Here is a 13,867-nt window from a genome sequence, read left to right on the forward strand (position 1 = left end):
AGCACGCAAATGGATACGGCTGGCACAGTCCTCCCACATCTAGGCTTTTGATTAAACCGCGAATCGAGGGACAGTAGCGCTTCCTTGAACATAGACGGTCATTGAAAGAGCGCACCGATAAACCGCGATTGTTGTTCAGGGGGAACGGTGACGTGCGTCGGCTGGACTCGGAGGTGCCAGCAAGTGCCGTGGCGAAAGGACAGTTGGGTTCGAAGCTTGGCTGTCGATTGAGCTATCCGGGCGATACTAGGAACTCAGAGCATCTTGGCGCAGAACAAGCCCGAAGCTCATCAATATGGGTTCCGCTTAAAAAAATCGCTCAATTCCACATAAATGGAGCTATCCGGGCCTTCATTTCCGGACACTATGTCCGTCAGTTTTTGACTTCATCGATTTTCCGGTGTCGAGGCGTGCACTAACAGTCATCCGGCGGGGTACGGGCGACGGAGGCGCGACCCGTTCGCCAGCTCGGCCCAGTTCCAGGGATCGACATTGACGGATCGATAGACCTTGGCGCCGCAGCGTTGCGAGCCCGAGGCGCGGAACGCCGGACGCTTTCGCCGTGTGTCCGGAAGTCGGGCAGGTGCGTGCCGAAGGAAAACTCCGCCACCTCGTCCATGCGCGCCGATTGCGCGAACACCGGCAGATCGGGTAGGGTGGCGGCATCTTCACTACCTCTGCGGAGTAACCATGAACAAGCAGGAACTTGTCGATGCGGTCGCCGCGAAGACCGGCACCACCAAGGCGCTGGCCGGCGAAACCCTCGATGCGCTGATCGGCACCATCACCGCCGCGGTCACGCGGGGCGACACCGTGCAGCTGGTCGGCTTCGGCTCGTTTTCGACGGGCGCGCGTGCCGCGCGGGTCGGGCGCAACCCGGCGACCGGCGCGGAAATCCAGATTGCCGCGGCGAAGACGGTCAAGTTCACGGCGGGCAAGGCGTTCAAGGATGCAGTGAACGGCGCCTGACAACGCGTCGTGAGTTCCACTTGCGGGAGACGGCGATGCCGGAAGGTTCGCCGTCGTCTCAGGCGCTGCTTGACGGCTTTACGTCAACACCGACTCGCCTGCAAAGGTCAGGCTGACCATAGATTTTCGTTTGCCTCAAACATCGACCGCCGCTGTTCGCCAAAAGCCAACAGGTAGGACGGCTCCGTTTGTCCGGGCCGAACTAGGCGCGTAGCCAGATCGAACTTGCTAGCCAATATATATTCCTTGGAAGCTCCAATTATCCCATTCGATTCATGGACTTATCGGTATGGAATCACTGCTCTAGCATCGATTGGCACGCCGCTCGCATAAGGAGTCGCGAGCGCCCCTACCTCGATCGCCCAACAAGTTTTTCGCGATAACATGCGCAGCCCGATCATCAAAGCGCCGACCAACGTCAATGCTCCCGTGAACGTTGATCTGACGAACATCAACAAGACGGTGAACAAGTACAGCAGCTACGGCTACGGTTACCCCGTGCTGTACTAATCGGCTTTCGGCAGCAAGAGGGAAGGGACGGGAGTTTGTTTGCTTCTACTGTCTCTGAGCCAGCCTTGGTCGACGCCGAGATGGCTCAGAGAGAGGTCCGCTTCTCCGGCGCGGCCTCTCTCCTTAGAGATGGGTCGGCCCACTTCGGTGGGCCTCTTTTTGGTGCGCCGAGCATGCGCAACAGCGCGGGGGTGCGAGTTCCCTGTCCAACCTGATGGTGGTGAAGGACTGGCGAAACGCAAGGGCGTCGTCGTGAGGCGGGGTCTGAAGGAAGCGTGTAGCAAAGCCACGACCTGACGAACAGAAACCAGATGCGAGGCCTATCTGGTCCCCAGCTGTAGAGGGGCTTCCCTTGTCGAACATGGCGATGTTGATTCTCCTGAGACGCATGTCGCGGCATGGGATCATGGTCCATGGATTCCGGTTGACGTTCCGCGACTGGATCGCCGAATGCAAGGAATACCCAGATTCGCTAGCGGAAGAAGCTCTGGCGCACATCATCACTCTGCAGACGGTGGCGGCCTATCGGCGTCGCGACCAGCTTGAACGGCGGCGCCTGATGATGGAAGACTGGGGCGCGTACTGCGCCGGTGACAATCCGCATGCCGCCTCAATCAGGTCGGCAACCCCGCGGACGTTTGCAGCGTAAGCTGACATCGTTTTTGTATCGACATCGTGTATAACGACCTCGCTGAAACGGTAGTCCGCTTCGCTTGCCCCACACAAGAAAAACGGGCCGTTTGTCACGAAATGGAAAGCCGCGTTTCATCAAAGTATTGAGACGGGGAGGCAAAAGAGATTGGGGTGGCGGCGCGCATCTATAACAAAGACAATCCGATAATCGAGCCGGCGTTAGATGATCTGCCGGGCGTGACGGTGCTGTTGTGATCCGGGACCGAATGGCACGGCCCGATTCTGCGGCGGCCAACTTGGGACGGCCCGTACGCAGGCGTAATGTGTGCTTCCGGGGGGCAGACAAATGCTTTTGCGCGACGGTCGCAGGCGTCGCGAGGAGAAGGAGAATGCTAACTCCCAAGTCTGGCCGGCGAATCCGAAGTCAGTTCCTTCTGCATGCGTGGCTGCTCGCGGCCGTGGGCGTCGCAATGGTGCTTGTAGGCATCTATTTCATTTTTGCGCGCCCTCCCTTGCTGCCTGAAGACGTGCGTTATTTGGCTGTGTCGACTGCCCAGCTGCAGGCTGACGTGCCCCGGCTTATGCTGTGGCTCCGATGGGTCTTCACGGTTCTTGGTGGATACATTGCCGCCACGGGCGTTCTCTTCGTACACCTTGCTATGGGTGCTTTCGCCGACAGAAAGCGATACGCAATTGTCGTGGCGGCGGTGGCCGGCGCTCTCTCGGTCGGCATGATGAGCGTTGTCAATCTCATCATTGACTCGGATTCCAAGCAGGCCCTTCTGGTCCTCACTGCAATATGGGGTGTCGCGCTCGTCTGCGCGTGCTACCGGAAGGGCACCGACGTCCGTTGATTTGTGTGATGCGTCTCGTCTTCTCGTCCGGCTGAACCGCAGTAAAGGATTTCATTTTGCGGTTCCTCACTTGCTACGACGTCCCGCCGCACGGCCAGACGGAACTCATCACAATTGCGCCGCCATCCACATCGAGCAGCACCGAGTAGCGCACGCCAGGGGAGAGCAGATAGACGGCTGCAAACTTCCGCAAGGCGAGCGGAAGATGCTGCACAGGACGTTTGCGAATCGACCGGCTGGCTTGACTAACGATGCCCGACAGGAGATGACTATGCTTTCCCGCAGCACCAATTCGGTCTTGCCTACCGAAGAGTCGGCAACAGCGGCTGCCTTCAACACGGCCGGCTGGTGCCACCAACGCCGGGACTTTTTGCGCGTCCTCGGTGTGAGCACCGGCTTAACAGTGCTGGGGCCGTTCGCAGCTAGCGCTCAAGACATAGCGCGCGCGACCGATGCGCCAGGCCAGCTTCGCGCCCGATTGTTGGCGGATGACGCGTTTTGGGCCCAGGTCCATAACATGTTTGCGTTAGATCGGTCCAGAACCTTTATGAACGTCGGTACAGCCGGCTCCATGCCGCGGGAAGTGCTGAAATCGTTCGACGCTGAAAACAGGGCCTATGCCCGCGAGTCCAAAAGTGGGTATAGCAATTTCCTCGACCAGCGAAAGCAGATCGCAACCGGCTTCGGCGTCGACCCGGATGAAATAGTGCTCTCCTACAACACGTCCGCAGGGCTGTGCGTGGCCATCCTCGGCATAGCATGGAACGAGAGAGACGTAGTCGTTACAACGAACCATGAACACGCCGGGGGTAACACTCCACTACAGATCGCCGCTGATCGCTACGGCATCCAGGTGGCGCGCGTCGCTTTGCCGGTGGGCAACAATCAGAAGGCTTCAGACTATGTCGCACTGTTCGACGATCGCGTCCGTCAGTTGAAACGGCAGGGAAAGAGAGTGCGCGCAATGATGTGGTCAGCACCGACGTATAAGACGGGCACGATGCTCCCCGTCGCTGATCTGATGACCGTAGCCAGGGAGCACGGCTTGATCTCGATCGTGGACGGTGCACACCTGCCCGGGATGATGGCGTACAACTACGCCGATCTCGGCATGGATTTCATGTCCGGTGCGGGCCACAAGTGGCAATGTGGACCGGGCTCGACGGGCATCCTGATTGTTCGGAACAAGATTCGCACTTCGAATCCGACTCCCTTGCCGACGTACTGGCCGATCCTGACCAGCAGGTATCCACCATCCCAGCCGCCCGGGGCAAAGTGGGGCGTTCGGGCGACCGGACCGGTGGAGACTTACGATATCGCATCGGTCATCCAGAGCTGCGGCAGCATGCATGTGCCTCTCTTTAAGGCCCTTGCGAAGTCTTGCGAAATCTGGGATCGGATCGGGCGCGCCAAGATCGAAACCTACATTGTGTCCCTGGCCTCCTATCTGAAAGACAAGGTCGCGGAACGCTGGGGCGTTGATCGTTTGTATTCGCCGAAGGACGATCCCAAGCTGCTTTCAGCGCTCACATCGTTCAATCCGTTTGTCAACGCCGCCGACATCACACACCGCACAAAGAGCGAACAATTCGTGGCAAGGATGCTCAGCGACTATGCGCCGGGATTCGTGATCCGGAGCGTCGATGTCCCGGTCATCAACTCGACTTCCGAACATTGGCCTATGCGTATCTCCACGCATTTGTGGCACAACGCCGCCGATGTCGATCGGCTCGTCGACGCAATGTGGGATCTGTCGAGGAAGATGGCCTAGTGATTTCCCGATGCGACGAAGGCTCCGCATGTGCGCAATGCGCTTAAAACCAGCCTGACGGTGTGCCCGACTGGCAAGCGCTCCACTACCTTGAGCGACCAGCTACCTGGCTAGCACATCGTCGATGGATTCCGGGTTGAACTCGAAGACCACAGTCGGATCCGGCCGCGCCAGATTTTCATCCTTGTCGCAGTAGTCAAGTCTGGACAGTATGTGGCGAATCAGATTCAGACGTGCCCGCTTCTTGTCATCGGCATGGACAATGTGCCATGGCGCAAGAGGTGTATGAGTGCGCAATAACATCGCGTTGCGGGCTTTGGAATAGGCCTTCCAGTGTTTTATGGCGACCTCGTCGATCGGACTGATCTTCCATTGTTTGAGCGGGTCGTGTCTACGTGCCTCGAGGCGTCTCGACTGCTCGCGCCTTGTGATATCCAGGTAGTACTTGAGTAACCTGATCCCCGATTCGACCAGCATGGCCTCAAACTGCGGAACCGACCGCAAAAATTCCTCATGTTGTTCAGGGGTACAGAAGCCCATTACATGCTCCACGCCGGCCCGGTTGTACCAGCTCCGGTTGAAGAGTACGAGCTCCTCGGCGACGGGTAGATGCGGCACGTAGCGCTGGAAGTACCATGCGCCGAGATCTCGATCCGAGGGACGGCCAAGTGCCACGACGCGGGTCTCGCGTGGACTCAGGTGTTCGACGACACGCTTGATTGCCCCGTCCTTTCCGGCTGCGTCCCGGCCCTCGAGCAGAACGAGAATCTTGTCGCGACAGCCGATGAAGTGGCGCTGCAGCTTCACAAGTTCCACCTGCAAGAGGTGCAACTGCAGTTCGTATTCGTCGTGCGGGATGCTCTCTCGCGCGTGAGGCGAATTATCGTCGTCGGAGTCAAACCGACGGGCCGATGCAGTCGCATGCACTTGCTTGCTGTTCATGAAGACACACTCCAGTCGCGAGATGCAGGCGTCTCAAGCCGGCGTGTCCCTGGTCCATCCATGTTGCATGCGCCCGTGGGCTTTCGCGGGATTGCCGCGCGCACAGGAACCTCATGTCGGGTGCCGGTCATTTGCCAACTGTGGGACGGCGGTGACGAGCTGTCTTCATACACGACATCAACATCCGTGATGGTGTCGATGCATGCCGCCGCCGGCAAACCTCTGCGGATCGCTGTTGAACTCCGCCCGTGATTCTTCCGACTCGAAATAGTACGTGCGCCCATCGAATATCGAGGTAAGCGCGTGAGTGCGGTCGACCTAGTGTCCGTTAACCGGGTCGCGTGGAGAGCCGGCTTCCTGGGAAGGATGCTCGTGAGGTTCTCGACGATGTCCGCCCATGCCGCAACTCATGCCGCCGCGTCGCATCAGAACGAGGACGCCGAGTGCGAGCACGATCCACAACCAGTTTTGTGTTAGCCATGCCATCATGCTTCTCCACGATATAACACGTTGCAAACCCAGGCGAAAAGCGTCCCCACGGCAAATCCCCACACCACGAACACGACAAACGGGTAGACAAACATACTCAGTGAGAAAGGCACGCCGGTATCGAGCTTGCGGAAGTCGAGGCCGTGAAACAGTGCATTCAGGAAGTCAATACCGAGCGTGGGCCACGTCGCATATAGCGCGGCGCAGACCGTGTAGCCGGTCGCGAGGGTCAACGCAAAGGCAACCCCCAATTTCCAGTATGGCTTCATGTTCATGATCGGCTCCAGCACAGTCCGCGGCGCATCAATTTCGTGCGCAGATCGCCTTATTACACCCACATCGTAGCGCCGCAGCGCGGGCATGGATTGATCGAGATCAATCGGCCATGCAGACGAAATCGCCGGTCTCCAGGACACTTCTTTGAGCTACGTCAAGTGATGCTGGTGCTGCTGCTTGCAGCATCGAGAGTATGGCCATGGCAATCGTGCATCGCCTGATATGCAGCCCGGGCAGCGTGGCGTGATCAGCAGGACACGGGCGCCCAGGGCAGTGTTGGTAGTCCGCATTTGCGCGACAGGGACGGTACAAAATGCGAAATATCGGGTTCATCTTGACAATGCTGGTGCTGCTGACCCTTTCTGGCTGTGGCTATAACCGCATCCAGTCGGAGGATGAACAGATCAAGGCAAGCTGGTCGGAAGTCGTCAACCAGTACCAGCGCCGTGCGGATCTCGTGCCGAACTTGGTCAACACGGTGAAAGGCTACGCCCAGCAGGAGCGGGACGTACTGACTCGCGTCACCGAGGCGCGCGCGCGGGTGGGCGCGATACAGGTGACTCCGGAGGTGCTCGACAATCCGGAAGAGTTCGCGAAGTTTCAGGCCGCACAGGCGCAGTTGACCACCTCGCTTTCGCGCCTTCTGGTTGTCTCCGAAAATTATCCTCAGCTGAAGTCCGACGCCAACTTCAGGGATCTGCAGGCGCAACTCGAAGGTACCGAAAACCGCATTGCCGTCGCGCGGAACCGGTACATCAAGGCTGTCCAGGAATACAACACAACCGTTCGCTCGTTTCCGGCTGACCTCATCGCCATGGCGTTTGGGTATAAGGAGAAACCGAATTTCGCCGTCGCCAACGAAGCGGAAATCGCCAGACCTCCACGCGTCGAGTTCGGCACAACGCAAGAGGGGCGTCCGGCGGCTGCGGGAGCCACCAATTGAACGTGCTGGAGAAAGTCTCATGGGCGCTGGTTGCAGCGTTCGCGCTATGCGTAACGTCGCAGGCAGGGGCTGAGGTCGCGGTTCCGCCTTTGACGGCGCGTGTGACGGACCAGACCGGCACGCTCACGGCTGGGCAGGTGGGCGAGCTGGAGCAGACGCTGCGGGCTTTCGAGAACAGAAAAGGCACCCAGATCGCAGTGCTGATTGTTCCGACGACCGGCGAAGAGACGATTGAGCAGTACTCGCTGAAGGTCGTTGAGCAATGGAAACTCGGACGCAAGCAAGTGGACGACGGGGCGCTTCTCATCGTGGCGAAGGACGACCGTGCATTACGTATCGAGGTCGGCTACGGCCTGGAGGGCGCGCTCAACGATGCCATCAGCAACCGGATCATCCGCGAAATCATCGTGCCGCGATTCAAGCAAGGCAATTTCTATGACGGTATTGCGGCGGGCGTCGACCAGATGATCCGGGTCGCCGACGGTGAACCGTTGCCGCCCCCGCAGACCCGTGCACGCGGTGGCTCTCCGGACGTCTGGAAGCTCGCCCCGGTGATTTTCATGCTCGCAGTCGCGCTTGCGGGTGTACTGCGTTCTGCCTTCGGCAGATTGCCTGGCTCGGTGATCGCGGGTGGCGGGGCGGCACTGATCGCATGGCTGCTGGCCACGGGGATTGCCGTAGTCGTGGCCGCAGGCGTGATCGCATTCCTGTTCACGCTCTTTGGCACGGGCATGGGCGCATATGTCGGGACGTATGGCATCGGCCGACATCGCGACGGCTTCGGAAGAGGCGGGCGCGGAGGGTTTGGCGGTGGCGGTGGCAGCTTCGGTGGCGGCGGCGCATCGGGCAGGTGGTGAGCATGGACATCAGGCGAATCGTCAGGCACCTCGTTACGACCCACTGGATGGTTGGGCGTGCGTTTCCGCCCGACGCTCGCGCAGCAATCGGGCAGGCTATCAAGGCCTGCGATGCCGGTCACGCCGGCGCAGTCTGCTTTGCCGTTGAAGGCGCACTTCACAGCGCAGCGCTCTTGCGCGGGGAGTCCGCACGCGAACGCGCGATCGAAGTGTTCTCGCAATTGCGGGTCTGGGATACAGGGCACAACAACGGCGTGCTTATCTACGTGCTGCTCGCCGATCACGCTGTCGAAATAGTTGCGGACCGGGGCGTCCACGAAAAGGTCGGGGAACCCGGGTGGCGGGCGATCTGCATCGCGATGGAGGCTGCGTTTCGCCACGGCGCCTATCGCGACGGCGCGGTGAAAGGGATACAGGCAGTGGCTCAACACCTGACGAAACACTATCCGGTCATTGGACCCAACCGCGACGAACTGCCTGACGCGCCGGTGATCCTGTAGCCCGATGCACGTGGCGGTCCGGGCCGTCTGTACGCGCTGTGGCACCGGATTCATGGTGCTTGACATGGATCAACAGTGGCGTTTCGCGCGCGCGTAACCTGCGATGGACGAAACCGGAGGCACTGACATCCCACTACCGGTGGAGACGAGAATGGAACATGACAATCACGATCACAAGGCGAGCGGCTTCGGGTTGCCGCGCGCGAACATCGTTCTGATCGCGTTCATCGCAATCGGCGGCTTTTATCTGGTGACGGAACATCGAGCGCATCTTTGGGGCTGGTTCCCCTTTCTGCTTATCCTCGCCTGTCCCCTGATGCACCTGTTCATGCATCACGGGCATGAACATGGAGATTCGGGTGAGGGCATCGACAAAGACGAAGCAGAACAGAACCGGAATACCGGTACCCATCATCATTGATGACAGCGTTCGCCTCTGGAGTCCCACATGCACGACAATCCCCCCGCCTACGGCCTGTGGTTGCTGGTTATCGTCAACTCGGCCTTTTTCATCTTCTTTGCCTTTACCTTCTTCAAGCCGAAGACCAAACGAGACTGGCGTTCGCTCGGCGCGTTTTCGGCTTTTATCGTGGCGCTCTTTACAGAGATGTATGGATTTCCGCTGACGATTTACTTGCTGTCAGGCTGGTTGCAAACGCGCTATCCGCAGGTCGACTGGTTCTCCCACGACGCGGGGCACCTGCTCGAAGAGATGATCGGCTGGCGAGCCAACCCGCACTTTGGCCCGTTTCATCTGTTGAGCTTTGTATTCATCGGTGGCGGCTTCTGGCTCATTGCAACCGGCTGGCAAGTGCTGTACCGCGCGCAACGCACTCATGTCATCGCCACGACAGGTATCTATGCCTGGATGCGCCACCCGCAATATGTAGGCTTCGTGCTGGTCATGTTCGGCTTCCTGCTGCAATGGCCGACGCTGCTCACGCTCGCCATGTTTCCTGTGCTCGTATTCATGTACACGCGGCTCGCGCGTGCGGAGGAACGGGAATCCATCGCCGAGTTTGGTGACGCTTACCGTCACTATATGGACGAGGTGCCGGCTTTCATACCCCGCTTCGGCGCGCATCACGGCGGCCCCACACGTGGTCCGGCCGGGAGGAACTGAAAAGGAGCCGGATCATGGAATTCAAACGCGAGCACCAGATCAATCTCCTCTATGTTCTCGCGGCGATGATCGGGGTGCTGGTAATCCAGAGCCTGATATCTCAACCCGATCACATCCGGACGATCCCGTACAGCGAGTTCCAGCAGCTCGTGAGCCAGGGCAAGGTGACAGACCTCGTTGTTGGCCCGACCCGGATCACGGGGAGCTACAAGGACGCGCCCAAGGGCACACCGCCACACTTTTCGACGCTGCGGGTCGATCCCGCGCTCGCGCAGTCGTTATCCAGCGAGAAGCTGACGTTCTCCGGTGAGCCGGAGCCGGGCATCTGGCCGACCGTACTCGGGTGGCTGATGCCCACCATTGGCTTTGTGCTTGTGTGGATGTTCCTGATCCGCCCCATGTCGATGGGTTCCGGCGCGGACGGCATGATGTCGATCGGCAAGAGCAAGGCAAAGATCTACGTCGAGAAGGACACCAGCGTAACCTTCGCGGACGTCGCTGGGGTGGACGAGGCGAAGGAGGAGCTCAGGGAGGTCGTGTCGTTTCTCAAGGATCCCCGCAGCTATGGCCGGCTGGGCGCGCGCGTGCCTAAAGGCGTGCTGCTGGTCGGTCCCCCGGGCACCGGGAAGACGCTGCTGGCGCGCGCGGTGGCGGGTGAAGCGGGCGTGGCATTCTTTTCGATTTCCGGCTCCGAGTTTGTCGAGATGTTCGTTGGTGTAGGAGCCGCGCGCGTGCGTGATCTGTTCGAGCAGGCACACAAACATGCGCCGGCCATCGTATTTATCGACGAATTGGACTCTCTTGGCCGCGCACGGGGAACCATGTTTCCGGGCGGCGGCGGTCACGATGAGAAGGAACAGACGCTGAACCAGTTGCTTGCCGAACTCGACGGCTTTGATCCCTCCGTCGGCGTCGTGCTGCTCGCGGCGACCAACCGGCCCGAGATTCTCGACCCCGCACTGCTGCGGGCAGGCCGGTTTGACCGGCAGGTGCTCGTCGACAGGCCGGACAAGAAGGGGCGTTCTGAAATCCTCGAAGTCCACCTGAAGAAGATCAAGCTAGCGTCCGGCGTGCCGGTCGCAGATATCGCCGCACTCACGCCCGGCTTCTCAGGCGCCGATCTGGCCAACCTGGTCAACGAGGCGGCGATCCTGGCGACCCGTCGCAACGCCAACAGCGTATCGCTGGAGGACTTCACGCAGGCCATCGAGCGGATCGTAGCCGGCCTCGAGAAGCGCAACCGGCTGCTGATCCCGCACGAACGTGAGGTTGTGGCGCACCATGAGATGGGACACGCGCTGGTCGCGATGGCATTACCCGGTGTTGATCCGGTCCAGAAAATATCGATCATCCCGCGGGGCATTGCCGCCCTTGGCTACACAATGCAACGCCCGATCGAGGATCGCTTCCTGATGGACCGGGGCGAACTGATGAACCGCATGACTGTGCTGCTTGGCGGTCGGGCGGCGGAACGGCTGGTCTTCGCGGAAGTATCAACGGGGGCCGCCGACGATCTCGCCAAAGCGACAGGCATCGCGCGAAGCATGGTGGTGCGTTTCGGCATGGATCCCACGCTCGGGCAAGTTACCTACGAGCCGGAGACCAGTTCAGCGCTCGGCATTTCCACCGACGCGCAGTGGCGTCCTCGCCAGTATGGCGAACAGACGGCAACGGCCATTGATATGGCAGTGCGCGAGCTGATCGACACCGCTTTCCAGCGAGCCTCGTCCATCCTGCAGGCGAACCGTGCATTGCTCGACGAGGCGGCAAAGGATCTGCTCTCGAAAGAGACCCTGTCCGGCGACGATCTTCAGGCGCTGGCGGGAAGGCTAGGCGGCAAAGGCGCAGTCGTGGCAGCACTTCAATTCGGCGCGTCTGACGCTGTCGAAGCCAGTAGCGGGGCAACCGCTGGATGACGACGGGACAGGGGGCAATCAGATGAAAGCGCTCATCTTCCTGATGGCATTGGTGGCAACGGCAGTCGCCGCTGGTCAGGGCAATGCGGGCCAGCACCTATTTATCTTGCTTGTCCCGTCTGAGCATGTAGGGACTGCGAGTTGCTCATTAGTACCATCGGGGCAGTTCCGCCGACCATGCACACTGGTCGGCGCATTGCTCGGTAAGGCGTCAATGCCAACCCGCTGTATCAAACCATGAAGCCGGTTCGCTGCGGATACAGACGAACGCACTGCAACTGTAAACTTTCGCAAAACTGGTAGGATGCTGGCGCTACACTAGCGACGAATGAAACAACTGTTCCGGACCCTCTTCATCCTGCTGCTTTGCGCGATGCTACCCATCAGTGGGCTGGCAGCCAGCGGCATGGCCGGGGAATGTCCGATGCAGCAAACTATGTCGATGGACGACGGTATGTCTGTCGCCATGCCCGGCTGCGACTCAATGAAATCGGCCTCGACCGACAAGGCAAAAGGTGGTTTCTGCAAGGTAACGGCACAGTGCCAGTTCGGCAGTCTGTACTATCCTGCGGTAACCGCGACCGTCAGCCATCCCACGTCCGTGGGAAGTCGCGTTGTCTTCCACTATGCACAGTCGCTCACCGTCCGTGAAGCGGGCGGCCTGTGGCGACCTCCTCGAGCTATCTAATCCCTTACTGACAGGTTCGCCGCATTTGCGGTGAGGTCGTCCTGCGTCCAGGACGTGGATTCCCTTTGGGTCTCCGCCGTTGGGGTTAGAACATGCAACCAAAACCTATCGGTACGCCACTGCGCTGGCGTGCACCACTTCGCGCGCGCTTGTCCTTCGCCGCGCTGATACTCGCGAGTGCCGCCGTGCACGCCCAGAACGCGTCCTTCACGCTTGAAGCCGCTTTGCAGTCCGCGACCGACCGCTCGGCTGCGATGCAGGCGGCGCAGGCATCGGAACGCGCCAGTTCGGAAGCCGCTGTCAAGGCCGGCCAGTTACCCGACCCGACGCTCAAAGCTGGTCTCGACAACCTGCCGGTCACCGGGCCACAGAAATTCACCATCGGCCAGGACTTCATGACGATGCGCCGCATCGGCATCGAACAGGAGTGGGTCTCGGGTGAGAAGCGACAACTGCGCTCGACATTGGCCAACCAGATGGTCGGTCGTGAACACGATGGCTATCTGCTGCAACTCGCCAACGTCCGGCAGCAGACGGCAGGTGCATGGCTGAACGCCATCTATGCAAAGAAAGCCGCGTCGCTGCAGCAGGAACTGTTGGACCACATGAACCACGAACTCGCCGCGACGAAAGCCTCGTACCGGGGCGCAAAGGCGACGGCCGCAGATGTCGTGCAGGGTCAGGCGATGCTCGCGCAGACGCAGGACCAGGTGCTTAAGGCCGAGCAAACGTACAAGACTGCCCTCATCGCGCTTTCGCGCTGGACCGCGACGCCCGTTTCCGACGTCACGGGTGAACCGCCCGCGCCGGCGTCGTTCGTGTCGTCGCTGCCTCCCGAGGAACTGAAGCAGGTCCAGCCCACGCTGGTAGCCGCAGCCGACGACATCGCTGTCGCCGACGCCGACACGGCGGTCGCGAACAGCGAGCGCAGTCCCAACTGGACGTGGGAAGTTGCGTACCAGCAACGCGGTGGTGCGTACTCGAACATGGTGTCGGTTGGCGTGAGCATCCCGCTGCCCATCAACCGCAAGAATCGTCAGAACAGGGATGCCGCCGAGAAGGCGGAACTCGCCACCAAGGCGCGCCTGCTGTACGAGGATACGCAACGTCAGGTTGAAGCGGACATCCAGGCCCAGTCAGCCAATCTCGCCAGCGGCCGCGAACGCATCGCAAATCTCAGTCAGTCGCTGTTGCCTGCGGCCGACGAGCGTGTGCAGCTTGCGAATGCCGCCTACCGGTCAGGGACAGGCTCGCTTGCCGATACGTTCGCCGCGCGCCGTGCGCAGCTCGACGCACAGCTTCAGGTGCTCGACCTCAAACGCGATGTTTCCCAGACCTGGGCGCAACTCGAGTACCAGGTTGTGCCATCGACGATGGCTGCTGGCCAGTGAAGGAG

Annotated in this window: 14 protein-coding genes and 1 pseudogene; 13 read left to right on the forward strand and 2 right to left on the reverse strand. The window is 60.3% G+C overall.

Features of this window, described 5'->3' with window-relative positions; translation table 11 throughout:
• Positions 1 to 690 precede the first annotated feature (690 nt).
• The 5 genes and pseudogenes from AB3X89_RS03295 (at position 691) to AB3X89_RS03315 (ending at position 4,737) form a co-directional block, all read left to right on the forward strand.
• Positions 691 to 969, forward strand: a complete 279-nt coding sequence (locus tag AB3X89_RS03295) for an HU family DNA-binding protein (RefSeq protein WP_368581814.1) — start codon at positions 691 to 693, stop codon at positions 967 to 969.
• Between the two features lie 384 nt (positions 970 to 1,353).
• Positions 1,354 to 1,479 carry a hypothetical protein gene (locus tag AB3X89_RS03300; protein WP_368581815.1) on the forward strand — a complete coding sequence of 42 codons (126 nt, stop codon included), beginning with the start codon at positions 1,354 to 1,356 and terminating at the stop codon, positions 1,477 to 1,479.
• 340 nt (positions 1,480 to 1,819) lie between these two features.
• Positions 1,820 to 2,128, forward strand: a pseudogene (locus AB3X89_RS03305) (integrase); the annotation flags it as partial.
• 373 nt (positions 2,129 to 2,501) lie between these two features.
• Positions 2,502 to 2,966, forward strand: a complete 465-nt coding sequence (locus AB3X89_RS03310; protein WP_368581816.1) for a hypothetical protein — start codon at positions 2,502 to 2,504, stop codon at positions 2,964 to 2,966.
• Between the two features lie 271 nt (positions 2,967 to 3,237).
• Positions 3,238 to 4,737: an aminotransferase class V-fold PLP-dependent enzyme gene (locus tag AB3X89_RS03315; protein ID WP_368581817.1), complete on the forward strand. Its 1,500-nt coding sequence runs from the start codon at positions 3,238 to 3,240 to the stop codon at positions 4,735 to 4,737.
• A 102-nt stretch (positions 4,738 to 4,839) separates the two neighbouring features.
• On the opposite strand, the gene ppk2 is transcribed toward AB3X89_RS03315, so the two are convergent.
• Both ppk2 and AB3X89_RS03325 read right to left on the reverse strand, forming a co-directional pair.
• Positions 4,840 to 5,679 carry a polyphosphate kinase 2 gene (gene ppk2, locus AB3X89_RS03320; protein ID WP_368581818.1) on the reverse strand — a complete coding sequence of 280 codons (840 nt, stop codon included), beginning with the start codon at positions 5,677 to 5,679 and terminating at the stop codon, positions 4,840 to 4,842.
• Between the two features lie 485 nt (positions 5,680 to 6,164).
• Entirely contained in the window at positions 6,165 to 6,443 is a 279-nt protein-coding gene (locus tag AB3X89_RS03325; RefSeq protein ID WP_368581819.1) for a DUF5676 family membrane protein, read from the reverse strand.
• Between the two features lie 314 nt (positions 6,444 to 6,757).
• Between AB3X89_RS03325 and AB3X89_RS03330 the strand changes: the two genes are divergently transcribed.
• The 8 genes from AB3X89_RS03330 (at position 6,758) to AB3X89_RS03365 (ending at position 13,862) form a co-directional block, all read left to right on the forward strand.
• On the forward strand, positions 6,758 to 7,387 hold the full coding sequence (locus AB3X89_RS03330; RefSeq protein WP_368581820.1) for a LemA family protein: 630 nt from the start codon (positions 6,758 to 6,760) through the stop codon (positions 7,385 to 7,387).
• Complete coding sequence (locus tag AB3X89_RS03335; RefSeq protein WP_368581821.1) at positions 7,384 to 8,244, forward strand: YgcG family protein; 861 nt, start codon at positions 7,384 to 7,386, stop codon at positions 8,242 to 8,244. Before AB3X89_RS03330 ends, AB3X89_RS03335 begins: the two co-directional genes overlap by 4 nt.
• Before the next feature lie 2 nt (positions 8,245 to 8,246).
• Complete coding sequence (locus AB3X89_RS03340; RefSeq protein WP_368581822.1) at positions 8,247 to 8,744, forward strand: TPM domain-containing protein; 498 nt, start codon at positions 8,247 to 8,249, stop codon at positions 8,742 to 8,744.
• 151 nt (positions 8,745 to 8,895) lie between these two features.
• Complete coding sequence (locus AB3X89_RS03345) at positions 8,896 to 9,165, forward strand: DUF2933 domain-containing protein (RefSeq protein ID WP_368581823.1); 270 nt, start codon at positions 8,896 to 8,898, stop codon at positions 9,163 to 9,165.
• A gap of 27 nt (positions 9,166 to 9,192) precedes the next feature.
• Positions 9,193 to 9,867: an isoprenylcysteine carboxylmethyltransferase family protein gene (locus AB3X89_RS03350; protein WP_368581824.1), complete on the forward strand. Its 675-nt coding sequence runs from the start codon at positions 9,193 to 9,195 to the stop codon at positions 9,865 to 9,867.
• Positions 9,868 to 9,881: 14 nt separating this feature from the next.
• Entirely contained in the window at positions 9,882 to 11,783 is a 1,902-nt protein-coding gene (gene ftsH / locus AB3X89_RS03355) for an ATP-dependent zinc metalloprotease FtsH (RefSeq protein ID WP_368581825.1), read from the forward strand.
• Positions 11,784 to 12,111: 328 nt separating this feature from the next.
• Positions 12,112 to 12,471 (forward strand): hypothetical protein, encoded by a 360-nt coding sequence (locus tag AB3X89_RS03360; protein WP_368581826.1) that lies wholly within the window; start codon positions 12,112 to 12,114, stop codon positions 12,469 to 12,471.
• A gap of 92 nt (positions 12,472 to 12,563) precedes the next feature.
• On the forward strand, positions 12,564 to 13,862 hold the full coding sequence (locus AB3X89_RS03365) for a TolC family protein (RefSeq protein ID WP_368581827.1): 1,299 nt from the start codon (positions 12,564 to 12,566) through the stop codon (positions 13,860 to 13,862).
• Positions 13,863 to 13,867 lie beyond the last annotated feature (5 nt).

The sequence above is a fragment of the Paraburkholderia sp. BR14320 genome (assembly GCF_040948665.1).
GTDB lineage: Bacteria > Pseudomonadota > Gammaproteobacteria > Burkholderiales > Burkholderiaceae > Paraburkholderia > Paraburkholderia youngii.

What these genes read in the sequence shown, in the direction of transcription:
- AB3X89_RS03295 (WP_368581814.1), top strand. Translation starts at nt 691, where the DNA reads ATGAACAAGCAGGAACTTGTCGATGCGGTCGCCGCGAAGACCGGCACC.
- AB3X89_RS03300 (WP_368581815.1), top strand. Translation starts at nt 1,354, where the DNA reads ATGCGCAGCCCGATCATCAAAGCGCCGACCAACGTCAATGCTCCCGTG.
- AB3X89_RS03310 (WP_368581816.1), top strand. Translation starts at nt 2,502, where the DNA reads ATGCTAACTCCCAAGTCTGGCCGGCGAATCCGAAGTCAGTTCCTTCTG.
- AB3X89_RS03315 (WP_368581817.1), top strand. Translation starts at nt 3,238, where the DNA reads ATGCTTTCCCGCAGCACCAATTCGGTCTTGCCTACCGAAGAGTCGGCA.
- ppk2 (WP_368581818.1), bottom strand. Translation starts at nt 5,679, where the DNA reads ATGAACAGCAAGCAAGTGCATGCGACTGCATCGGCCCGTCGGTTTGAC.
- AB3X89_RS03325 (WP_368581819.1), bottom strand. Translation starts at nt 6,443, where the DNA reads ATGAACATGAAGCCATACTGGAAATTGGGGGTTGCCTTTGCGTTGACC.
- AB3X89_RS03330 (WP_368581820.1), top strand. Translation starts at nt 6,758, where the DNA reads ATGCGAAATATCGGGTTCATCTTGACAATGCTGGTGCTGCTGACCCTT.
- AB3X89_RS03340 (WP_368581822.1), top strand. Translation starts at nt 8,247, where the DNA reads ATGGACATCAGGCGAATCGTCAGGCACCTCGTTACGACCCACTGGATG.
- AB3X89_RS03345 (WP_368581823.1), top strand. Translation starts at nt 8,896, where the DNA reads ATGGAACATGACAATCACGATCACAAGGCGAGCGGCTTCGGGTTGCCG.
- AB3X89_RS03350 (WP_368581824.1), top strand. Translation starts at nt 9,193, where the DNA reads ATGCACGACAATCCCCCCGCCTACGGCCTGTGGTTGCTGGTTATCGTC.
- ftsH (WP_368581825.1), top strand. Translation starts at nt 9,882, where the DNA reads ATGGAATTCAAACGCGAGCACCAGATCAATCTCCTCTATGTTCTCGCG.
- AB3X89_RS03360 (WP_368581826.1), top strand. Translation starts at nt 12,112, where the DNA reads ATGAAACAACTGTTCCGGACCCTCTTCATCCTGCTGCTTTGCGCGATG.
- AB3X89_RS03365 (WP_368581827.1), top strand. Translation starts at nt 12,564, where the DNA reads ATGCAACCAAAACCTATCGGTACGCCACTGCGCTGGCGTGCACCACTT.